Annotated in this window: 25 protein-coding genes; 15 read left to right on the forward strand and 10 right to left on the reverse strand. The window is 66.8% G+C overall.

The annotated features are described in order from the left end of the window. Window positions 1-64: 64 nt before the first annotated feature. From rplN to rplO, 10 genes are read left to right on the forward strand one after another with little or no spacing between them, the layout of a single operon-like run. Window positions 65-433 carry a 50S ribosomal protein L14 gene (gene rplN / locus MKK62_RS14680; protein ID WP_045373371.1) on the forward strand — a complete coding sequence of 123 codons (369 nt, stop codon included), beginning with the start codon at window positions 65-67 and terminating at the stop codon, window positions 431-433. Beyond that, the gene (rplX, locus tag MKK62_RS14685) at window positions 434-757 is read left to right on the forward strand and encodes a 50S ribosomal protein L24 (RefSeq protein WP_240259884.1); all 324 of its coding nucleotides are present in this window, start codon (window positions 434-436) and stop codon (window positions 755-757) included. It begins immediately after the preceding gene. Then, window positions 754-1,317, forward strand: coding sequence for a 50S ribosomal protein L5 (gene rplE, locus MKK62_RS14690; protein ID WP_240259882.1), 564 nt, complete (start codon window positions 754-756; stop codon window positions 1,315-1,317). The genes rplX and rplE overlap by 4 nt, the downstream gene beginning before the upstream one ends. A 1-nt stretch (window position 1,318) precedes the next feature. Beyond that, window positions 1,319-1,504, forward strand: coding sequence for a type Z 30S ribosomal protein S14 (locus MKK62_RS14695; protein WP_067336836.1), 186 nt, complete (start codon window positions 1,319-1,321; stop codon window positions 1,502-1,504). A 19-nt stretch (window positions 1,505-1,523) separates the two neighbouring features. Beyond that, window positions 1,524-1,922, forward strand: a complete 399-nt coding sequence (gene rpsH, locus MKK62_RS14700; RefSeq protein ID WP_067336833.1) for a 30S ribosomal protein S8 — start codon at window positions 1,524-1,526, stop codon at window positions 1,920-1,922. Between the two features lie 12 nt (window positions 1,923-1,934). Continuing rightward, window positions 1,935-2,474, forward strand: coding sequence for a 50S ribosomal protein L6 (rplF, locus tag MKK62_RS14705; RefSeq protein ID WP_240259880.1), 540 nt, complete (start codon window positions 1,935-1,937; stop codon window positions 2,472-2,474). Between the two features lie 2 nt (window positions 2,475-2,476). Further along, window positions 2,477-2,881: a 50S ribosomal protein L18 gene (rplR, locus tag MKK62_RS14710; protein WP_240259878.1), complete on the forward strand. Its 405-nt coding sequence runs from the start codon at window positions 2,477-2,479 to the stop codon at window positions 2,879-2,881. Between the two features lie 31 nt (window positions 2,882-2,912). Further along, window positions 2,913-3,587: a 30S ribosomal protein S5 gene (gene rpsE, locus MKK62_RS14715; RefSeq protein ID WP_240259877.1), complete on the forward strand. Its 675-nt coding sequence runs from the start codon at window positions 2,913-2,915 to the stop codon at window positions 3,585-3,587. A gap of 2 nt (window positions 3,588-3,589) precedes the next feature. Then, the gene (gene rpmD / locus MKK62_RS14720) at window positions 3,590-3,784 is read left to right on the forward strand and encodes a 50S ribosomal protein L30 (protein WP_240259871.1); all 195 of its coding nucleotides are present in this window, start codon (window positions 3,590-3,592) and stop codon (window positions 3,782-3,784) included. Next, window positions 3,781-4,221 (forward strand): 50S ribosomal protein L15, encoded by a 441-nt coding sequence (rplO, locus tag MKK62_RS14725; protein WP_240259869.1) that lies wholly within the window; start codon window positions 3,781-3,783, stop codon window positions 4,219-4,221. Before rpmD ends, rplO begins: the two co-directional genes overlap by 4 nt. Window positions 4,222-4,246: 25 nt before the next feature. On the opposite strand, the gene MKK62_RS14730 is transcribed toward rplO, so the two are convergent. Further along, entirely contained in the window at window positions 4,247-4,942 is a 696-nt protein-coding gene (locus MKK62_RS14730; RefSeq protein WP_240259867.1) for a hypothetical protein, read from the reverse strand. Window positions 4,943-5,266: 324 nt separating this feature from the next. After that, window positions 5,267-6,193: an LLM class flavin-dependent oxidoreductase gene (locus tag MKK62_RS14735; protein WP_240259865.1), complete on the reverse strand. Its 927-nt coding sequence runs from the start codon at window positions 6,191-6,193 to the stop codon at window positions 5,267-5,269. Between the two features lie 51 nt (window positions 6,194-6,244). Here MKK62_RS14735 and sppA point away from each other — a divergent pair, with 51 nt between their 5' ends. After that, entirely contained in the window at window positions 6,245-8,011 is a 1,767-nt protein-coding gene (gene sppA, locus MKK62_RS14740) for a signal peptide peptidase SppA (RefSeq protein WP_240259863.1), read from the forward strand. Here sppA and MKK62_RS14745 read toward each other — a convergent pair. From MKK62_RS14745 to MKK62_RS14760, 4 genes are all read right to left on the reverse strand, one after another. Further along, the gene (locus MKK62_RS14745) at window positions 8,008-8,922 is read right to left on the reverse strand and encodes a class I SAM-dependent methyltransferase (RefSeq protein WP_240259862.1); all 915 of its coding nucleotides are present in this window, start codon (window positions 8,920-8,922) and stop codon (window positions 8,008-8,010) included. The two genes, sppA and MKK62_RS14745, sit on opposite strands and share 4 nt — an antisense overlap. Next, on the reverse strand, window positions 8,919-9,821 hold the full coding sequence (locus tag MKK62_RS14750) for a class I SAM-dependent methyltransferase (protein ID WP_240259861.1): 903 nt from the start codon (window positions 9,819-9,821) through the stop codon (window positions 8,919-8,921). The genes MKK62_RS14745 and MKK62_RS14750 overlap by 4 nt, the downstream gene beginning before the upstream one ends. An 11-nt stretch (window positions 9,822-9,832) precedes the next feature. Continuing rightward, the gene (locus MKK62_RS14755; RefSeq protein ID WP_434084948.1) at window positions 9,833-10,774 is read right to left on the reverse strand and encodes a class I SAM-dependent methyltransferase; all 942 of its coding nucleotides are present in this window, start codon (window positions 10,772-10,774) and stop codon (window positions 9,833-9,835) included. 124 nt (window positions 10,775-10,898) lie between these two features. Then, window positions 10,899-11,555 (reverse strand): class I SAM-dependent methyltransferase, encoded by a 657-nt coding sequence (locus tag MKK62_RS14760; protein WP_240259857.1) that lies wholly within the window; start codon window positions 11,553-11,555, stop codon window positions 10,899-10,901. A gap of 74 nt (window positions 11,556-11,629) precedes the next feature. Here MKK62_RS14760 and MKK62_RS14765 point away from each other — a divergent pair, with 74 nt between their 5' ends. Then, window positions 11,630-12,484 (forward strand): helix-turn-helix transcriptional regulator, encoded by an 855-nt coding sequence (locus MKK62_RS14765; protein ID WP_240259855.1) that lies wholly within the window; start codon window positions 11,630-11,632, stop codon window positions 12,482-12,484. Here MKK62_RS14765 and MKK62_RS14770 read toward each other — a convergent pair. Together MKK62_RS14770 and MKK62_RS14775 are read right to left on the reverse strand one after the other, a co-directional pair. Further along, on the reverse strand, window positions 12,460-13,116 hold the full coding sequence (locus MKK62_RS14770) for an L-fuculose-phosphate aldolase (RefSeq protein WP_240259853.1): 657 nt from the start codon (window positions 13,114-13,116) through the stop codon (window positions 12,460-12,462). The two genes, MKK62_RS14765 and MKK62_RS14770, sit on opposite strands and share 25 nt — an antisense overlap. Then, complete coding sequence (locus MKK62_RS14775; RefSeq protein WP_240259852.1) at window positions 13,113-14,087, reverse strand: NAD(P)-dependent oxidoreductase; 975 nt, start codon at window positions 14,085-14,087, stop codon at window positions 13,113-13,115. Before MKK62_RS14775 ends, MKK62_RS14770 begins: the two co-directional genes overlap by 4 nt. Before the next feature lie 12 nt (window positions 14,088-14,099). Between MKK62_RS14775 and MKK62_RS14780 the strand changes: the two genes are divergently transcribed. Then, window positions 14,100-15,428, forward strand: a complete 1,329-nt coding sequence (locus tag MKK62_RS14780) for a xylulokinase (protein ID WP_240259850.1) — start codon at window positions 14,100-14,102, stop codon at window positions 15,426-15,428. Here the strand turns inward: MKK62_RS14780 and MKK62_RS14785 are convergent. Beyond that, window positions 15,420-16,340: a class I SAM-dependent methyltransferase gene (locus MKK62_RS14785; RefSeq protein WP_240259845.1), complete on the reverse strand. Its 921-nt coding sequence runs from the start codon at window positions 16,338-16,340 to the stop codon at window positions 15,420-15,422. The genes MKK62_RS14780 and MKK62_RS14785 overlap by 9 nt on opposite strands. A 10-nt stretch (window positions 16,341-16,350) precedes the next feature. Then, the gene (locus MKK62_RS14790) at window positions 16,351-17,265 is read right to left on the reverse strand and encodes a class I SAM-dependent methyltransferase (protein ID WP_240259842.1); all 915 of its coding nucleotides are present in this window, start codon (window positions 17,263-17,265) and stop codon (window positions 16,351-16,353) included. 297 nt (window positions 17,266-17,562) lie between these two features. On the opposite strand from MKK62_RS14790, the gene secY reads away from it, so the two are divergent. Then, window positions 17,563-18,888 (forward strand): preprotein translocase subunit SecY, encoded by a 1,326-nt coding sequence (gene secY / locus MKK62_RS14795; protein ID WP_240259841.1) that lies wholly within the window; start codon window positions 17,563-17,565, stop codon window positions 18,886-18,888. Next, window positions 18,885-19,430, forward strand: coding sequence for an adenylate kinase (locus MKK62_RS14800; RefSeq protein WP_240259839.1), 546 nt, complete (start codon window positions 18,885-18,887; stop codon window positions 19,428-19,430). Before secY ends, MKK62_RS14800 begins: the two co-directional genes overlap by 4 nt. Window position 19,431: the final 1 nt, after the last annotated feature.

Below are 19,431 nucleotides of genomic sequence, written 5' to 3' on the forward strand. Positions count from 1 at the left end.
GCGAAAGCGTTCAAATCCTCCGGCTTGACCGCGCGTGCATACGTGAACCAGGTCAGGAGATCGAGTGATTCAGCAGGAATCGCGGCTGAAGGTGGCCGACAACACCGGTGCCAAGGAAATCTTGTGCATCCGCGTGCTCGGCGGCTCGTCGCGGCGCTACGCCGGCATTGGCGATGTCATCGTGGCGACGGTGAAAGACGCCATTCCCGGCGGCAACGTCAAGCGTGGTGACGTGGTGAAGGCCGTCGTCGTGCGCACCGTCAAGGAGCGCCGCCGCCCGGACGGTAGCTACATCAAGTTCGACGAGAACGCAGCCGTCATCATCAAGCCTGACAACGACCCGCGTGGAACGCGCATCTTCGGGCCGGTCGGCCGCGAACTGCGTGAGAAGCGCTTCATGAAGATCGTCTCGCTCGCCCCGGAGGTGCTGTAGATGAAGGTGCACAAGGGCGACACCGTCCTGGTCATCTCGGGTAAGGACAAGGGCGCCAAAGGCAAAGTGCTGCAGGCGTACCCGGCCCGCAACAAGGTGCTCGTGCAGGGCGTCAACCGGATCAAGAAGCACACCGCGATCTCTTCCAACGAGCGCGGTGCGCAGTCGGGCGGAATCGTCACGCAGGAAGCGCCGATCCACGTCTCCAACGTGATGGTGGTCGATTCCGACGGCCAGCCCACTCGGATCGGCTACCGGGTCGACGAGGAGTCCGGCAAGCGGGTTCGCATCTCCAAGCGCAACGGCAAGGACATTGAGTCATGACGACCACCGAGAAGGTTCAGCCCCGCCTGAAGGCGCGCTACGTCGACGAGATCCGTGACGCGCTGAACAAAGAGTTCGCCTACGCCAACGTCATGCAGATCCCGGGCGTGGTCAAGGTTGTCGTCAACATGGGTGTCGGCGACGCCGCCCGCGACGCCAAGCTGATCAACGGCGCGGTCAACGACCTGGCGCTGATCACCGGCCAGAAGCCGGAGATCCGCAAGGCCACCAAGTCGATCGCCCAGTTCAAGCTCCGCGAGGGCATGCCAATCGGCGCACGCGTCACGCTGCGCGGCGACCGGATGTGGGAGTTCCTGGACCGGCTGATCTCGATCTCGCTTCCGCGTATCCGCGACTTCCGCGGACTTAGCCCCAAGCAGTTCGACGGCCGGGGCAACTACACCTTCGGGCTGACCGAGCAGTCGGTGTTCCACGAGATCGACGTGGACAACATCGACCGCCCGCGTGGCATGGACATCACCGTCGTCACCTCGGCGACCAATGACGACGAGGGCCGAGCGCTGTTGCGCGGCCTCGGCTTTCCCTTCAAGGAGAAGTGACATGGCGAAAAAAGCTCTGATCAACAAGAGCCAGCGCAAGCCGAAGTTCGCGGTGCGCGCCTACACCCGCTGCAACAAATGCGGCCGTCCGCACGCGGTGTTCCGCAAGTTCGGGCTGTGCAGGATCTGCCTGCGCGAAATGGCGCATGCGGGCGAGTTGCCCGGCGTGCAGAAGAGCAGCTGGTGAGGGGCGGGGGAACTAAACGATGACAATGACCGACCCCATCGCAGACTTCTTGACGCGTCTGCGCAACGCCAATTCGGCGTACCACGACGAGGTGACGCTGCCGCACTCGAAGATCAAGGCCAACATCGCCGAGATCCTCAAGCGCGAGGGTTACATCACCGACTACCGCACCGAGGACGCGCGCGTCGGCAAGGCGCTGACCGTCCAGCTCAAGTACGGGCCGAGCCGGGAACGCAGCATCGCCGGCCTGCGCCGGGTGTCCAAGCCCGGTCTGCGGGTTTACGCGAAGTCGACCAGCTTGCCGCGTGTGCTCGGCGGCCTGGGCGTGGCGATCATTTCGACGTCGTCGGGCCTGCTCACCGACCGTCAGGCAGCCAGACAGGGCGTGGGCGGCGAAGTCCTCGCGTACGTGTGGTGAGGAAGGACTGACATGTCGCGTATTGGTAAGCAACCGATTGTGATCCCGTCCGGGGTCGAGGTGTCCATCGACGGCCAGAAGGTCTCGGTGAAGGGACCCAAGGGCACCCTAGACCTGAAGGTCTCCGAGCCAATCACGGTGGCGCGCAACGAAGATGGCGCGATCGTGGTGACCCGTCCGGACGACGACCGGCACAACCGGTCGTTGCACGGGCTGTCCCGCACCCTGGTGTCCAACCTGGTCACCGGCGTCACGCAGGGCTACACCATCAAGATGGAGATCTTCGGCGTCGGTTACCGCGTGCAAGCCAAGGGCAGCAACCTCGAGTTCGCCCTCGGCTACAGCCACCCGGTGCTGATCACCGCGCCCGAGGGTGTGACGTTCGCGGTCGAGACACCTACCAAGTTCTCGATCTCGGGCATCGACAAGCAAAAGGTCGGCCAGATCGCGGCCAACATCCGCCGTCTCCGTAAGAGCGATCCCTACAAGGGCAAGGGAATTCGCTACGAAGGCGAGCAGATCCGCCGCAAGGTCGGAAAGACAGGTAAGTAGTCATGGCGCAATCACAAGCTGGTACCGCGCAGAAGCCGTCCGGGCAGAACGTGTCGGCCGTTCGGCGCAGGCAGCGGCTGCGTCGTCACGCGCGGCTGCGCAAGAAGATTTCGGGCACCGCGGAGCGTCCGCGCTTGGTGGTACACCGCTCGTCGCGGCACATCCACGTGCAGTTGGTCGACGACCTGACCGGCACGACCGTGGCCGCCGCCTCGTCGATCGAGGCGGACGTGCGCGGCGTAGAGGGCGACAAGAAGGCGCACAGCGTCCGGGTCGGGCAGTTGATCGCCGAGCGCGCCAAGGCCGCCGGTATCAACACCGTGGTGTTCGACCGTGGTGGTTACACCTACGGCGGGCGGATCGCGGCACTGGCCGACGCCGCTCGCGAGGGTGGTTTGGAATTCTGATGGCAAGCAACGACTTTGAAGGGACCGCATAATGGCGGAGCAACCGGCTGGAACGGCCGGCCCGACCAACGAGGGCCGCGACGACCGTCGCGACTCGCGTGACAACCGGGGCCGCCGCGACGGTGGCGGCCGTGGCGGTCGTGACCGTGACGGAGACAAGAGCAACTACCTGGAGCGGGTTGTCACGATCAACCGCGTTTCCAAGGTGGTCAAGGGTGGTCGGCGCTTCAGCTTCACCGCGCTGGTCATCGTCGGCGACGGCAACGGCATGGTCGGTGTCGGCTACGGCAAGGCCAAGGAAGTTCCGGCCGCGATCGCCAAGGGTGTCGAGGAAGCGCGCAAGGGATTCTTCCGCGTCCCGCTGATCGGCGGAACCATCGTGCACCCGGTCCAGGGTGAAGCTGCGGCAGGCGTTGTGTTGTTGCGTCCGGCCAGCCCGGGTACCGGTGTGATCGCCGGCGGTGCGGCTCGTGCGGTGTTGGAATGTGCGGGTGTGCGCGACATCCTGGCCAAGTCGCTGGGTAGCGACAACGCGATCAACGTCGTGCATGCGACGGTCGCTGCGCTCAAGATGCTGCAGCGTCCCGAAGAGGTTGCCGCGCGACGTGGACTGCCGCTGGAGGACGTTGCTCCGGCCGGCATGCTGCGCGCCCGCCGCGAAAGTGAGACGCTGGCCGCCAGCGCCGCTCGTGAAGGAAACGCGTAATCATGGCGCAACTCAAGATCACTCAGGTGCGTGGCACGATCGGCGCCCGCTGGAAGCAGCGGGAAAGCCTTCGCTCGCTGGGCCTTCGGAAGATTCGGCAGTCGGTGGTGCGCGATGACGACGCGCAAACCCGTGGTCTGATCAAGGCCGTCCAGCACCTCGTCGAGGTCGAGCCGGCCGAAGGAGGCAGCAAGTGACCATCAAACTGCACGACCTGCGCCCCGCGCCCGGGTCGAAGACCAAGCGCACCCGCGTAGGTCGCGGTGAAGGCTCCAAGGGTAAGACCGCGGGTCGAGGCACCAAGGGTACGAAGGCTCGCAAGAACGTGCCGGCCACCTTCGAGGGTGGGCAGATGCCGATTCACATGCGGCTGCCCAAGCTCAAGGGTTTCCGTAACCGGTTCCGCACCGAGTACGAGGTCGTCAACGTCGGCGACATCAACCGGCTGTTCCCCGAAGGTGGCTCGGTCGGACTGGACGAGCTGGTGGCCAAGGGCGCGGTCCGCAAGAACACCCTCGTGAAGGTCCTCGGCGACGGCAAGCTAGCCGCCAAAGTCGACGTCACCGCGCACAAGTTCAGCGGCAGCGCTCGCGAAAAGATCACCGCGGCAGGCGGTTCGGCCACCGAGCTGTAAACCGGCTCATCAGCTCTGCGGGTGGCTACAGGGTCACTCCGCAGAGGAATAGGCAATTGCCTGCCGGTGCAGATTCAGGTTGCTCGACGAGCGGGGGCGCTGGAGGGGCCTGCTGCGCAGGCTGCTCCCTCTGCACCGGTGCTTGACGAGTCGGCGTCCTTGTCGGTGGCGGCGGCTCGGGAACTTCTTGGACCGGAATGCTCGGCGGCGGGATGACGATTACCGGGTTGGCCGGCGGCCTCGGGGCCGTGGTGTCGGCGCGGCGTGGCGTCACGGCGGGTTCACCTGGGTCGGAGTGACGGTGAGCGGCTTCCCATCGGTCGACGACCGCGAAAAGCAATGCGCCACAGGCGATTACCATGGCGGCGGCGAACATCCAGCGTCGACGAGCTCGCGCCCGCGCGTCATTGATGACGGCATTTTCGATGTCTTGCGGTTCGGTGAAGATTTCACACGCGACAGCAGGGTCCAGGGCGGTGACGCCACTCAGTCCGGCGTCTGTGAGCGCCGCGATCACGCCGTCGCTGCCGTCGCCTATGACAGCGATGGCGTCGACGCGATAGCCGTTCACGATCGCCAACTTTCGAGTCTGCAGTACGGTATCGACGACTTGCCGCAGTCGTGAGACGTCCATGGGAGTGTGGACGCGATCAAGCACGGCCTCCCCGCGCACCACGACCAATTCCGTCGCGTTCGGCGTCACCGACAGGCACAGCGTCACAACGGGTTCCACCGCGTGGCTGGCCTGTCGTCTCGGTAACCGGCGCGCCCGCGAAGGCGCACTCCCGTGATCGAGCGACAGCATCGAACCCCTTTTCTCGAGGCTTGAATTGCGTGGTCGAAACCTTAACGGCAGGCCCGCCCGAACGCCCACCGCAGAGCAAACAATTCACGTTCGCGCAGACTCGCCCCTACGATGAGAAACCTGAGATAACGCCCCTCCTAGTTACCTCGTGTCGACGCGAAAACGCCCAACCTGAGATTCCGGCGTAACGACGAGGTGAAAGCCGCTATCGGCACTCAGGACATGTTCGATTGCGAAGCGTCAGCTCAGCTGCGGGATAACCTCTGCGGCAAGGCGTTCCATTTGCTCACGGTCTTCGGCCACGTCGCGCCCGACGGGGTTGAGCAGAATCGTCTCGGCGCCCGCGTCGATGACGGCCCGCAAACCGCCGACGACATCGTCGACCGGGCCGGACACCGGCACGTCCTCGACGCCGGGCAACCCACCGTAAATGCGATGCAAGCCCTCGAGTACGCGCTCCCGGGCCCGCGCCGCGTCGTCGTCGATCATCAGGTAGACCCGCTTCCCGATCGGGAACTGCGCCGCGTCCTTGCCCTGCTCGGCGAGTTCGCTCCGCACGCCCTGGACTGCCTCGCGGAACTTCTCCGTGGTCGATGAACCCGCACCCATGAACGCATCGCCGTGACGCACGGCGCGGGCGAGGGCCTTGGGTGCTTGACCGCCGAACCAAATCGGCGGATGTGGCCGTTGCACGGGCTTCGGCGTGATCGGTAGATCGTCGACTTGACGAAAACGGCCGTCGAACGTGAGCCGCGGCTCGTCAGACCAGGCTGCCTTCATCAGCTGCAGACCTTCGGTGAAACTGCTGATGAAGGTGTCGGCATTCACGCCGAAAGCAGCGAATTGACGTCGACCGCCACCAGGCGCCACGCCCACATCCAGCCTGCCGTGGCTGAGCCGGTCCACCGCGGTGATCGACGACGCCAGTTGCAGCGGATCATGCAGTGACGAGACCACGACGGCCACCCCGAGCCGCAGCCGCTCGGTGCAGGCCGCCGCGTAGGCCAGCATCTCCAGCGGCGCGATCAGCGGCGCCGGCCCGATAGTCTGCTCGAGCACCCAGCCGCCCTCGAAGCCGAGTTGCTCGGCGCGAGCCAGATAATCGCGCACCCCCGCGGCGTCGAAGCCGGTCGAATCCAATTGGTGAATTGAGATCGAAAACCGCACCCTCTCACCGTACGGTCGGGTGGCGACGCGGGCCATCGGTAGGCTCGTCGCATGTTTTCTTTCCTGCCTGATCCGCCGTCCATCGGCGACGTTCGCGCACTGGCCCGCCGGGTCGACACCGCCCGCCACCACGGCGTTCCCAGCGGTTGTGTGCTCGAACTCGACCTACGGGTGGCGCCGCCGGAGACCTCCGGTCTCGATCCTGTGGCGATCATCTCCGGTGGCGGCCGGCCGTTGATCCTGCGCGAGGCCGTCGCGGCGTTACACCGGGCTGCCGAGGACCCGCGCGTCGCAGGCTTGATCGCCCAAGTTCAGCTTCCGGCCGCCGCGGCTGGACCAGTGCAAGAACTGCGCGAAGCCATCGCGGCGTTCACCGCGGTGAAGCCGTCGCTAGCCTGGGCCGAGACATACCCAGGCACGCTGTCGTACTACCTCGCGTCGGCATTCGGCGAGGTGTGGATGCAGCCGTCGGGAACGGTCGGACTGATCGGATTCGCGACCAGCGCTCTGTTCCTGCGCGACGCGCTGGACAAGGCGGGCATCGAGGCGCAGTTCGTCGCGCGCGGCGAATACAAGTCCGCGGCAAACCTTTTCACGCAGGACCGCTACACCGATGCGCACCGGGAAGCCGACACGCGCCTGCTGGACAGCCTACGTGGTCAGGTCTGGCAGGCGATTGCCGAATCGCGCGGCATCGGGCAGGACACCTTGGATGGCCTGGCCGACCGCGCGCCGCTGCTACGCGACGTTGCCGTCGAGTCGAAGCTGATCGATCGGGTCGGTTTCCGGGACGAGGCTTACGCGCGCATCGCCGAACTGGTGGGCGGGGAAGAGGATTCACCCATCGACGCCGATGACGACGACGCTCCACCGCGGCTTTTCCTCGGCCGCTACGCGCGGGCGACCGGGCCGTCGATACCCGGGCGCGGGCCTAAGTCGACGGTCGCGGTGGTCACCGTCGCAGGGCCGATTGTGAGCGGCCGTGGGGGATCACGGCTGCCGTTCGGTTCGTCCAACGCCGGCGGCGACACCGTCGCGGCTGCCCTGCGCGAAGCGGCGCACGACGAGTCGGTGTCGGCGATCGTGCTGCGGGTCGACTCGCCCGGCGGCTCGGTCACGGCGTCGGAGACGATCTGGCGGGAAGTCAAGAAGGCCCGTGAGCGGGGCAAGCCGGTGGTCGCCTCGATGGGTGCGGTCGCGGCGTCCGGCGGTTACTACGTGTCGATGTGCGCCGACGCGATTGTCGCCAACCCTGGCACGATCACGGGCTCAATCGGGGTGGTGACGGGCAAACTGGTCGCCCGGGACTTGAAGGACCGGCTCGGTGTCGGCTCAGATTCGGTGCGCACCAACGCCAACGCGGATGCCTGGTCGATCAACGCCCGCTTCACGCCCGAGCAGCAGGCACAGGTCGAGGCGGAAGCGGACCTGTTTTACACCGACTTCGTCGAGCGGGTGGCCGAGGGCCGCAACTTGAGTGTCGAGGCCGTCGACGCGGTCGCGCGGGGGCGGGTGTGGACCGGCGCGGACGCCCTCGACCACGGTCTGGTCGACGAGCTCGGCGGCTTGCGCGCCGCGGTCCGAAAGGCCAAGGTGCTGGCCGGCCTGGGCGAAGACGACAAGGTGCGTCTGGTCAGCTACCCGGGCTCGTCGGTGTGGGACTACCTGCGACCGCGTTCGTCGTCCCAGCCCGCGGCGGCGTCGCTGCCAGATGCATTGGGCGGGTTGATCGCTCATTCGGTGCTCGGAATCGTCGAGCAGGCTGAGCGGTCGCTGACCGGTGCCAGCGTGCTGTGGACGGGCCAGTCCCGCTTCTAATTCGCGAGCTTTCCGCTGACGTAGATGATCTCGCCGAGCGGATCGTCGTCGTCGGGGGAGGGGAGCGGTAACGCGTTGTCGGCGAACAGTTCCGCCCGGGGCGTGCCGGTGACTTCCCACGCCTTGCCGCGCAGGTAGTCGATGACGTGACTGCGCTCGCCGGCGTAGATGAGTGATGGCATGTCGAGGTCGAGGCCATGCTCGCGAAAAATCGCGGTTCGTTCGCGCGCCTCCTCGGGATCCAGATCCTTCAGAGCCGGTACATATTCGGTGGCGATGGTGCTGCCCGGCGCGCTCAGCGCGGTGATGTTGTCGAACAAGCGGTCCTGAGCTTCGGACGGCAAATAGATCAACAGGCCCTCGGCCAGCCAGGCGGTCGGCGCGCTGGTGTCCAGACCGGCCTCCTTGAGCGCGGTCGGCCAGTCGTAGCGCAGATCGATCGCCACCGTGCGACGCGTCGCGGTAGGTTCGGCACCGAGGTCGGTGAGCGTGCGGGTTTTGAACTCGATCACCTGCGGCTGGTCGATCTCGTAGACGACCGTCCCCGCCGGCCAGTCCAGCCGGTAGGCCCGGGCGTCCAATCCGGACGCCAGGATCACCACCTGCCGTACGCCACCACGCACGGCGTCCAGCAAGTAGTCGTCGAAGTACTTGGTACGCACGCCCATTCCGTTCACAATCGCCTGCGTGCGATCTGGCGACGCGTCGAGCAGCGCCGAGAAGTCGAGCTCGCCGTCGATCATCTTGACGAAGAAGTCCAGCCCGACGGCGCGAACCAACGGCTCGGCGAACGGGTCGTTGATCAGTGCCCGCGGGTCCTTGCTCGCCATCGCGCGGCCCGCGGCGACCATCGTCGCGGTGGCGCCCACGCTGGACGCCAAGTCCCAGCTGTCGTCGTCGGTGCGGGTCATGTCAGCGTCGCGTTGACGTAGCTCATCTCGCCGAAGAACTTCATCGTCGACTCTTCGGGAAACGCGAAACCGTTGCGGGCGTACAACTCTTTCGCGGGATGCGCATCGACGCGCCAGCCGTGCTCGGTCAGGTAGTCGGCTACGACCGCGCGATCGCCGATGTAGAACAGGTCACCGGCGTCGAGGTCGAAGCCGAAGCTGCGCCACCTCTCGCTGACCTGCTTGAGCCGGTCTTCGGTGAAGGCGTTCGGGTCGTCGACATGCTCGGTGGCCAGTTGGCTACCCGGCGCGCTGAGCGCGGTGATGTTGTCGAACAGACGGTCCTGCGCATCGGCAGGCAGATAGGGCAGCAAGCCTTCGGCACTCCACGCGGTCGGCTGGCTGTCGTCGAAACCGCTGGCGCGCAGCGCTGCCGGCCAATCGTCGCGCAGGTCGATCGCGACCGTGCGCAGTTCCGCGGTCGGTGCCGCGCCGAGATCTGCCAGAGTGCGTGTCTTGAAGTCGATCACCTCGGGCTGGTCGACCTCGTAGACCACCACCCCGTCACCCCACGGCAGCCGGTAGCCCCGCGTGTCGAGACCGGAGGCCAAGATCACCGCCTGACGAATTCCGGACTTGGCGGCGCTGGTGAAGAAGTTGTCGAAAAACCTTGTCCGAACGGCCATCTGCTCGGTTCGCGCCTTACGGTTCAGCAGCGGGTCGTCCTCGAGGCCGAGATCGCCGTCGAGGATCCGCACGAATGGCGCCAGGCCGACGGCGCGTACCAGCGGCTCGGCGAACGGGTCGTCAAGCAGCGGCTCGGGTCCGCGAGAGGCCATCGCGCGTGACGTCGCGACCATCGTCGCGGTGGCGCCCACGCTGGAGGCGAGATCCCAGCTGTCGTCGTGAGTGCGTGGCATGCGGCCAGCTCCTATTTCTTGTCGGTCAGCGTGCCGCTGACGTAGAGGCGGTCGGCGAAGGGCAGGTCGTCCTCGACAATCGGCGCTAGGCCGTTTCGCGCGAACAACTCTCGGATGGTGCTACCGCCCATCTCCCAGCCGCGATCCGACAGGTACGGCGACGCCTCGTTGCGGTCGCCGAAATACACCAGCTGTGTCATGTCGAGATCGAGACCGTGCTTGCTCCAGCGCTGCGATACGGTCCGCATGCGCTGCTTGATCCGCTCTTCGTGGTCCTTGTCGCGAGTCGGCCCGCTTTCGGTGGCGATCCGGCTGCCCGGCGCGCTGAGTTCGGTGATGGTGTCGAGCAGCTTGTCCTGCGCCTCGGGCGGCAGGTAACCGAGGAGGCCCTCGGCGCTCCATGCGCTGGGCTCAGCGGGGTCGAAGCCCGCCGTCTTCAGCGCGGCCGGCCAATCGTCGCGCAGATCGACCGCGACCGCGCGCCGGTGCGTGGTGGGTCGGGCGCCCAGCTCGGCGAGGGTGCGGGACTTGAACTCGATGACCTGAGGCTGGTCGATCTCGTACACCGTGGTGCCGTCAGGCCACGGCAGCCGATACGCCCGCGCGTCGAGCCCGGATGCCAGGATTACCGCCTGCTTGATGCCTGCGTTGGTCGCCTCGATGAAGAACTCGTCGAAGAACTTCGTGCGGACCGCCATATTGTCGGTCATCCGCTGGACCCCCGCGGAACCGTCGCTCTCGTCCTCCAGGTCGGCAGGGGACAGCTCACCGGTGGCTAGCTTGGTGAACAGGTCGAGGCCGACCGCGCGAACCAACGGTTCAGCGTACGGATCGTTGATCAGGGCGGGATCGGCTTTGCTGGCCATCGCGCGGGCCGACGCCACCATGGTGGCGGTTGCGCCGACGCTCGATGCGAGATCCCAGGTGTCGCCGTCGGTGCGTGCCATCGCCATCCCTCCAAAGAAGAGCCCACGTTAATTACTTAGCCAATATAACGAGCTTACCACGCGGTTCAGGGCCGCTCGGGGCAGCCATATTGCTAAAACCCGGGTGACGCCGAGTCATTCCCGGCTGCCGTCAGCTCGGACGGGTGGCGCGGTAGAACATCAGAGGTCCGACGACAGGACGGCGTTGCATCCCATCCTCGGCGCAGTCGAATCCGGCCGCGCGCACGAGCTCGGGGATTGGGGCGCCGAAATGCGCGGCCGCCCGACGACGGCGCGCGAAGAAGCGCGCTAGCCGGCCGTCGTGCTCGGTCGTGTCCGCACCGACGTCGACGATGTGCAGCCTGCCCCCGGGCCGCAGCACCCGAAACGCCTCCGCTAGCGCCGCGGCCGTGCCGTCGCTGTCGAGATGATGCAGCATCAACGACGAAAGCACCCGGTCGAACGCCTGGTCGGCGTAGGGCAGCGTCTGCGCGTAACCCTGGTCGAAGCGAATCCCTGTCTCGCCGTTGAGCTTTCGGCGTGCGCGGGCCAGAGCCAGCGGATCGGGGTCGATGCCGACCACATCGATCCCGGGACGGGAGCGCTTGGCACGCAGGGTCAGGTTGCCGGTGCCGCTGCCGATCTCCAGCACGCGGTCGCCGTCGGTGAGGTCGGCGTGCGCGATCAGTGTCTGATGCACCGCGCCGATGCCCAGCAAGCGGGACATCAGATCATAGGCCGGCAGCAGCGCGTCGTGCTGAGCCGCGGGCAGGTAGTCATGGCGGTGGTTAAGACGATTATTGGTCATGCCAACGATCCTCTAGCGCTGCAGGCAAGCAGGTTTGAGTGATAGTCGGTCAGATCTGGATTATCTTTGGCGGGATGACTGCGCCGACCCGCCTGATCCGTCATCGCGACGGCGTACCCGTGTACCAGTACCGGACCGACCCGCATACGCCCCTGCTGGCGGTCATCCGACACACTGACGAGGTGCGTGACCAGGGCCGCCACATTCACGATTTTCCGGCGCTGTGGTACCGGCCATCGGCCGGAGGGGTGTACGTCGTGGCCGCCGGAGAGGTGCTGGATCCCACCCACCTCGTCGACCTCGAAGGCGGGATCGGAGTGGTATTCGACCCGGCGGCGCTCGGCGAGGACGGGCAATCACCGTGGCCGACGTGGCGGACGCATCCGCTGCTGTTCCCCTTTCTGCACGGACGTTCGGGCGGGCTACTGCGATTGGAATTGCCGAAAACCCGCCGACCGCACTGGAATTCCGCGATCGAGGAGATCGAGGCGGAACTTTCCGGACGCCGAGACGGGTACCAACAGGCTGCGCTCGCACACCTCACGCTGCTGCTGATCGACGTCGCGCGGATCGCCGGTGACGTCGTCGACGATTTTCGGCGCAGTGGAGAACCGTTACTCGCCGACGTGTTCGCGGTGATCGACCGGCGTCTCGGCGAGCCGTTGTCGCTGCGCGACGTGGCGCGGGAGGTGGGAATCACGCCCGGGCACCTGACCACCGTGGTGCGCCGCCGCACCGGCCGCACCGTGCAGGAGTGGATCATCGAGAGCCGCATGGCCGAGGCACGCAAATTGCTGGCCCACAACGACATTCCAGTCGGCGAGGTCGCGCGCAGAGTCGGGATATCCGATCCGGGCTATTTCAGCCGGTTGTTCCGCCGCGCGCACGGCATGTCTCCCCGGGACTACATCGGGTTGGCACGCAGGTAGCTGTAGACGCCGGCAAAGTTGGCGTTGACATCATCGGGGATCGGGACGGGCCCGCCCAGAGCTCTTGCCCCCCAGACGATTTGCGCGGTCCGCTCGACGAGCGCGGTGACATGCAAAACTTTGTCCGGTCGCGGTCCAACCGCCACCAGGCCGTGGTTGGCGATCAGCGCGGCAGCCCGGCCTTCGAGCGCCTTCACCGCATTGGTGCCCACTTCGGGGGTGGCCGACGCGGCGTACTCACTGCAGCGGATGTCGCCGCCGCAGTAGATCGCGAACTCGTCGATGCAGGCGGGGATCGGCTGGTGGGCGATCGCGAACATGGTGGCCCACACCGGATGACTGTGAATGACACTGCCGATGTCGTCGAACGCCTGGTAGCAGGCCAGGTGCAGCTTCATCTCGGTCGACGGGCTCCGGCCCTCGCGGGCGTGCAGCACCGCGCCGTCGGGATCGACTACCACCAGGTCCTCGAGCGCCATGTCGGCGTAGTCGACCGACGACGGCGTGATGACCAGGTTGCCGTCCTCGCGGCGGGCCGAGATGTTGCCCGCCGTGCCTTCGACCAGTCCGCGCCGCAACATGTCCTTGGCCGCCGCCAGCACTGCGGCCTCCGGGTTGTCCACGAATCTCACAGCACCTCCGGGTTGACGATGTGGATCGGCGTCCCACCGGACAGCAGCGCGTCGAGGTCGTCGGCGACCATCCGGGCCTGGCGAGCCTCAGTGTTCCACGTCGCACCGCCGATATGGGGCGTGAGCACCACATTGGGCATCGCGACCAGCGGGTGGTCGGTCGGCAGCCATTCGCCGACGAAGTGGTCCAGGCCGGCCGCTGCGACCTTGCCGGCGCGCAAGGCCTCGACCAGCGCATCGGTGTCGTGCAGCTGAGCTCGGGCGCTGTTGAGGAACACGACGCCGTCCCGCATCGCCGCGAACTCCTCGGTCCCGATCAACCCGGAGGTTTCGGCGGTCACCGGCGCGTGCAGCGACACGATGTCGGCTTCGGCGAGCAGCTCCTCCAGGCTGTGCTGCGCCTCGTCGTTGTAGGGGTCGTGGGCGATCACGCGCATGCCGAGCCCGAGCAGTCGCCATCGCACCGCCTGCCCGATCGCGCCCAGCCCGACCAACCCGACCGTCCGCCCGACCAATTCCCAGGCGCGGAACCGCTGATACGGGATGGTGCCGTCGCGGAACACCTCCCCGGCGCGCACGTCGGCGTCGGCGCCCAGCACGTGCCGGGTGGCGGCGAACAACAGCGCCACCGTCATCTCGGCGACCGCGTCCGCGTTGCGGGCCGGGGTGTTCAGCACCGGGATGCCGGCCGCGGTCGCGCCGGCGACGTCGACGTTGTTGGGATCGCCGCGGGTGGACGCGATGGCGCGCAGTCCGAGATCCAGTACTGGCCCGGCGACCGAATCACTTTCCACCACAACGACATCCGCGCGCTCAGCCGAGATCCGTTCGGCCAGTTGCTCGGCTGAGTAGATCCGCAGCGGCGTCTGATCTATCCAGGGGTCGTAGATCACTTCGGCAAGCTGGCGCAGTTTGTCGAATCCCTCGCCACGGAGCGGGGCCGTCACCAGAGCACGGGTCACGAGTGCCAATGCTGGCGTACGGTGACGCCCGTGGCAACAGAGGTCACCATCGGCATCGACGTCGGCACCACCGCGGTCAAGGCGGTGGCCGCGGACCAGGACGGCCGGGTGGTCGCGCGGGCACGCATCCCGCACGAGTTGCGGGTGCCGGCGCCGGATCTGCTGGAGCACAACGCCGACGAGGCATGGCGACGGGGACCGCTGACGGCGCTGTCCCGGTTGGACCGTCCGGATGCGCGAGCGATCGCCGTCTCCGCGATGGTTCCCTCGTTGACCGCGGTCGACGCGGCCGGCACACCGGTCAGCCCCGGGTTGCTCTACGGTGACGGCCGGGGCCGCGTCCCGGGCGTACTTGCCGACGGGCCGTTCCCGGTCGGCGAGGCCGCGGAGTTCTTGCGCTGGACCGCCGCTCACGCTCCGGCGGCGGCCGGATACTGGGCCGCGCCCGCGGTGGCCAACCATGCCCTGGCGGGCGAGGCGGTGATCGACTTCCCGACCGCGTTCACCGCGTCGCCGCTGTTCGACGCAGATGGCTGGAACGCCGCAGCCCTCGCCGACCGTGGCGCGACGGTCGAGCAGATGCCGCGGGTCGCGCCACCGGGCACCGCGGCCGGGCAGGCCGGTGATGCCATTCTTGGCGTCGGGGCTATCGACGCGGTGTGTGAGCAGATGGTCTCGGGCGCCGACGATGTCGGCGACGTGCTGGTGCTGTGCGGCACCACGTTGATCGTGTGGGTGACGATTCCCGACGCGCGGCAGGTGCCGGGACTGTGGACGATCCCGACCACGACCGGGATGAGCCAGGTCGGTGGTGCGAGCAACGCCGGGGGGCTATTCCTCGGCTGGGTCGATCGGGTGCTCGGGCCCGGCGACCCGGCCGCGGCCGACCCACGACGGGTGCCGGTGTGGTTGCCGTACCTGCGAGGCGAACGCGCGCCGCTGCACGACCCCGCCCGGCGTGGGACGCTCGACGGCCTGGACCTCGGTCACGACGCTGCGGCGCTGCGACGGGCCGCCTACGAGGCGTCGGGTTTCGTTGTGCGGCAACTGATCGACCTCAGCGGTGCCGACGTGTCGCGCGTCGTGGTCGCGGGCGGCGGCACCAGGCTACAGCCGTGGTTGCAGGCGATCGCCGATGCGACTGGCAGGCCGGTGCAGGTGTCCGGGGTGGCCGAGGGGGCCGCGTTGGGCGCGGCCTTCCTGGCCCGGATGGCGTTGGGTGCGGAATCGCAGATCACCGACGCCGCCAGGTGGGCTACCGTCGAGCGCACGGTCGACCCGAACCCGGCGTGGCTGGCTCCGGTACAGGAGCGCTACCACCGGTTCCTCGAGCTGGTGTCGCTACGGTAGTTCGGCCGAGAGGTACCGGATGTCGCCCAACCCTTCGAGAGAGTCCGCATCGGGAAGCTCAAAACCGTTGGCGGCGTAGAGTTCTCGTGTCGTGTGCGTGACCGTCTGCCAACCGCGCTCGGCCAGATACTCGGCGGCGTCGTTGCGCTCGCCGTCGTACACCAGCTCCGACCAGTTCATGTTCAGCCCGAGCTTGCGCCAGCGTTCGCTGATCTGCCTGCCCCGCTTCGTGATTCGATCGTGAATGTCGGGAACGTAGCCGGTGCCGATCCGACTGCCACTGAAACTCAGAGTGGTGATGGTGTCGAAAAGTCGATCTTGGGCATCGGGCGGCAGGTAGCCGAGCAGCCCCTCGGCGATCCACGCCGTGGGGCGCTCGGAGCCGAATCCGTTGTCTTGCAGCGCGCTCACCCAGTCGTCGCGGAGGTCGACCGCTACGGCTTTACGTTCCGCCGTCGGCGTCGCGCCCAGGTCGGCCAGCGTGCGGGTTTTGAATTCAATGACCTGCGGCTGATCCACCTCGAAGACGGTGGTGCCGGCCGGCCAGGACAGCCGATACGCGCGTGTGTCGAGACCGGCGGCCAGAATGACGGCCTGACGCACACCGCCTTTGGCGGCTTGCGCGAAGAAGTCGTCGAAGAACCGGGTCCGGACCGCCATGCCCTCGGCCAGTCGCTGATACGTCGAGGTTGGGTCCTCGTCGCCGAGTTCGATCTCGCCGTCGATCATCTTGACGAACGCGTCGACACCGACGGCCCTGACCAGCGGCTCGGCGAAGGGATCGTCGATCAGCGGGTGGGGGCCCTTGGATGCCATCGCCCGCCGGGCCGCGACGGCGGTGGCCGTCGCGCCCACGCTGGACGCGAGGTCCCACGAGTCGCCGTCGTGTCGGATGGTGTCATGTGCGGCCATGTGAAGCCTCCTATCGGCGAGTCGCGATGACGGACACGATGTTCCGGAAGGCGGCCAGTTGTTCGTCGTGGTCGGGATATGCGCGGCCGTATTCGCCGAACAGATCGCGGCGATTACGGGTGACCACGTCCCAGCCGGAGCCGGTGAGGTAGTCGCCGACGTTGTTGCGGTCGCCTTCGTAGAACAAGCCCGACAGATCGACGTCGCAGCCCACGCTGGCCCACCGGTCGTTCATGGCCTTGCCCCGCTCGGCCATCGACCGGCCGTTGTCGGGGTGGTATTCGGTGGCGATCCGGCTGCCGGGCGCACTCAGCGCGGTGATGTGGTCGAACAGCCGATCCTGCGCCTCCGGCGGCAGGTACATCAGCAGCCCCTCGGCGCTCCACGCCGACGGTTTGGTGTCGTCGAAGCCGTGCTCCCGCAGCGCTGCGGGCCAGTCCTCGCGCAGGTCGACGGCGACCGTGCGGCGCTCTGCCGTCGGCTCGGCGCCCAAACCCGCCATGGTCTCGGTCTTGAATGCAATGACTTGCGGCTGGTCGACCTCGTAGACGACGCTGCCGGCCGGCCAGTTCAGCCGATAGGCCCGCGAGTCCAACCCGGCGGCCAGGATCACCGACTGGCGGATGCCCGCCGCCGCGGCGTCGGTGAAGAAGTCGTCGAAGAACCTGGTGCGCACGGCCATCGAGTCGGTTTCGGTCTGCAGCTCGCCGGCACCGTTCTCCCCGGCGGCGGACGGGTCGACCTCCCCGTCGACCACCCGGGTGAAGAACTCCATGCCCACCGCCCGGACCAGCGGGGCCGCGAAGGGGTCGTTGATGATCGGGTCGGTGTCCCGGCTGGCCAGCGCCCGGGCCGTCGCGACCATCGTCGCTGTGGCGCCCACGCTGGAGGCAAGGTCCCATGTATCGGAGTCGCTGCGCGTCATGATCACCCTTTCCATTCACACTCAGCAGTAGTCGTTGGATATTTAGCCAAGGTAAAGAGCCAGTGAAACCTTACGCCCCGTCGCTGTGCGAGTGCTGTGCCGCCGCGCACCCATTTGCGGGCGGACGCTTCACGCGCTGTTAGTCTCGTAGACTGTCTGACGCGCGTCGACACACGTCCTGCCTGCATGTGCCCGGCGCGCGAGGCAGGACCACGAGACCGTTTCACGACAGTCCGGCTGGATGCACCAGCCGAGTAGGCACGCCGCGACCAAAGACCGGCTTGCGCAGGAGGAAGAGTGCTTTCGGCTTTCATCTCGTCGCTGCGAACAGCCGACCTCAGACGGAAGATCCTGATCACGCTGTTCATCGTGGTCCTCTACCGGTTGGGCGCGACGATTCCGTCGCCCGGTGTCAACTACCCCAACGTGCAGAAGTGCATCGCCCAGGTCAGCGGCGGGGACGCGGGGCAGATCTATTCGCTGATCAACCTGTTCTCCGGTGGTGCCCTGCTGCAGCTGACGGTCTTCGCGGTCGGGGTGATGCCCTACATCACCGCGAGCATCATCGTGCAGCTGCTCACCGTGGTCATCCCACGGTTCGAAGAGCTCCGCAAAGAAGGCCAGGCCGGGCAGGCCAAGATGACGCAGTACACCCGCTACCTGGCGATCGCCCTGGCCATTCTGCAGGCCACCAGCATCGTCGCGCTGGCGGCCAACGGCGGTCTGCTGCAGGGCTGCAGCCTGGACATCATCGCCAACCAAAGCATTTTCACGCTGGTCGTCATCGTGCTGGTGATGACGGCAGGCGCGGCCCTGGTCATGTGGATGGGTGAGCTGGTCACCGAGCGGGGCATCGGCAACGGTATGTCGCTGCTGATCTTCGCCGGCATCGCCGCCCGCATCCCGGGCGAGGGCAAGAGCATTCTGGACAGCCGCGGCGGAGTCGTGTTCACGACGGTATGTGTGGCGGCGTTGATCATCGTGGTCGGCGTGGTGTTCGTGGAACAGGGACAGCGTCGTATCCCCGTGCAGTACGCCAAGCGCATGGTGGGCCGGCGGATGTACGGCGGCACCTCGACGTATCTGCCGCTGAAGGTCAACCAGGCCGGCGTTATCCCGGTGATCTTCGCGTCCTCGCTGATCTACATCCCGCATCTGATCACCCAGTTGGTCCGCAGCGGCAGCGGCGGCTTGGGCAACAGCTGGTGGGACAAGTTCGTCGGCAACTACCTGACGAACCCGGCCAGCCCGGTGTACATCTCCATCTACTTCGGCCTGATCATCTTCTTCACGTACTTCTACGTCTCGATCACCTTCAACCCCGACGAGCGGGCCGACGAGATGAAGAAGTTCGGTGGCTTCATCCCCGGTATCCGGCCGGGTAAGCCGACCGCCGACTACCTGCGCTACGTGCTGAGCAGGATCACGTTGCCGGGCTCGATTTACCTCGGTCTCATCGCGGTGCTGCCCAACCTCTTCCTGAAGATCGGTAGCACCGGAACCGTGCAGAACCTGCCCTTCGGTGGTACCGCCGTGCTGATCGCCATCGGGGTCGGGTTGGATACGGTGAAGCAGATCGAGAGTCAGCTCATGCAACGCAATTACGAAGGGTTCCTGAAGTGAGAGTTGTGTTGCTGGGCCCGCCCGGAGCCGGCAAGGGCACGCAGGCGGTCAAGCTGGCCGAGAAACTCGAGCTCCCGCACCTGTCCACCGGAGACCTGTTCCGGGAGAACATCGGCAACGGCACCGAGCTGGGGCTGAAGGCCAAGCGCTACCTGGATGCCGGTGACCTGGTGCCATCCGAGCTGACCAACGAGCTTGTCGACGACCGGCTGAACAACCCGGACACCGAAGCCGGTTTCATCCTCGACGGCTACCCACGATCGGTTGCGCAGGCCGAGGCGCTGCACGACATGCTCGAGCGCCGCGGAACCGCGCTCGACGTCGTCCTGGAGTTGCGGGTGCCGGAGGATGTGCTGTTCGAACGCCTCAAATCGCGGGGCCGCGCCGACGACACCGACGACGTGATCCGCAACCGGATGAACGTCTACCACGCCGAAACCGCGCCGCTGATCGACTTCTACCGCGACGAACTCACGACCGTCGACGCCGTCGGCTCCGTCGACGAGGTCTTCGCGCGGGCCCTGCGGGCTCTCGGGCAGTAGC

Origin of the sequence: Mycobacterium paraterrae, assembly GCF_022430545.2 — a bacterium.
GTDB classification, from domain to species: Bacteria; Actinomycetota; Actinomycetes; order Mycobacteriales; family Mycobacteriaceae; genus Mycobacterium; species Mycobacterium paraterrae.

Coding starts and splice junctions, on each gene's coding strand:
- rplX (WP_240259884.1), top strand. CDS start 434: ATGAAGGTGCACAAGGGCGACACCGTCCTGGTCATCTCGGGTAAGGAC.
- rplE (WP_240259882.1), top strand. CDS start 754: ATGACGACCACCGAGAAGGTTCAGCCCCGCCTGAAGGCGCGCTACGTC.
- MKK62_RS14695 (WP_067336836.1), top strand. CDS start 1,319: ATGGCGAAAAAAGCTCTGATCAACAAGAGCCAGCGCAAGCCGAAGTTC.
- rpsH (WP_067336833.1), top strand. CDS start 1,524: ATGACAATGACCGACCCCATCGCAGACTTCTTGACGCGTCTGCGCAAC.
- rplF (WP_240259880.1), top strand. CDS start 1,935: ATGTCGCGTATTGGTAAGCAACCGATTGTGATCCCGTCCGGGGTCGAG.
- rplR (WP_240259878.1), top strand. CDS start 2,477: ATGGCGCAATCACAAGCTGGTACCGCGCAGAAGCCGTCCGGGCAGAAC.
- rpsE (WP_240259877.1), top strand. CDS start 2,913: ATGGCGGAGCAACCGGCTGGAACGGCCGGCCCGACCAACGAGGGCCGC.
- rpmD (WP_240259871.1), top strand. CDS start 3,590: ATGGCGCAACTCAAGATCACTCAGGTGCGTGGCACGATCGGCGCCCGC.
- sppA (WP_240259863.1), top strand. CDS start 6,245: ATGTTTTCTTTCCTGCCTGATCCGCCGTCCATCGGCGACGTTCGCGCA.
- MKK62_RS14745 (WP_240259862.1), bottom strand. CDS start 8,922: ATGACCCGCACCGACGACGACAGCTGGGACTTGGCGTCCAGCGTGGGC.
- MKK62_RS14750 (WP_240259861.1), bottom strand. CDS start 9,821: ATGCCACGCACTCACGACGACAGCTGGGATCTCGCCTCCAGCGTGGGC.
- MKK62_RS14755 (WP_434084948.1), bottom strand. CDS start 10,774: ATGGCGATGGCACGCACCGACGGCGACACCTGGGATCTCGCATCGAGC.
- MKK62_RS14760 (WP_240259857.1), bottom strand. CDS start 11,555: ATGACCAATAATCGTCTTAACCACCGCCATGACTACCTGCCCGCGGCT.
- MKK62_RS14765 (WP_240259855.1), top strand. CDS start 11,630: ATGACTGCGCCGACCCGCCTGATCCGTCATCGCGACGGCGTACCCGTG.
- MKK62_RS14785 (WP_240259845.1), bottom strand. CDS start 16,340: ATGGCCGCACATGACACCATCCGACACGACGGCGACTCGTGGGACCTC.
- MKK62_RS14790 (WP_240259842.1), bottom strand. CDS start 17,265: ATGACGCGCAGCGACTCCGATACATGGGACCTTGCCTCCAGCGTGGGC.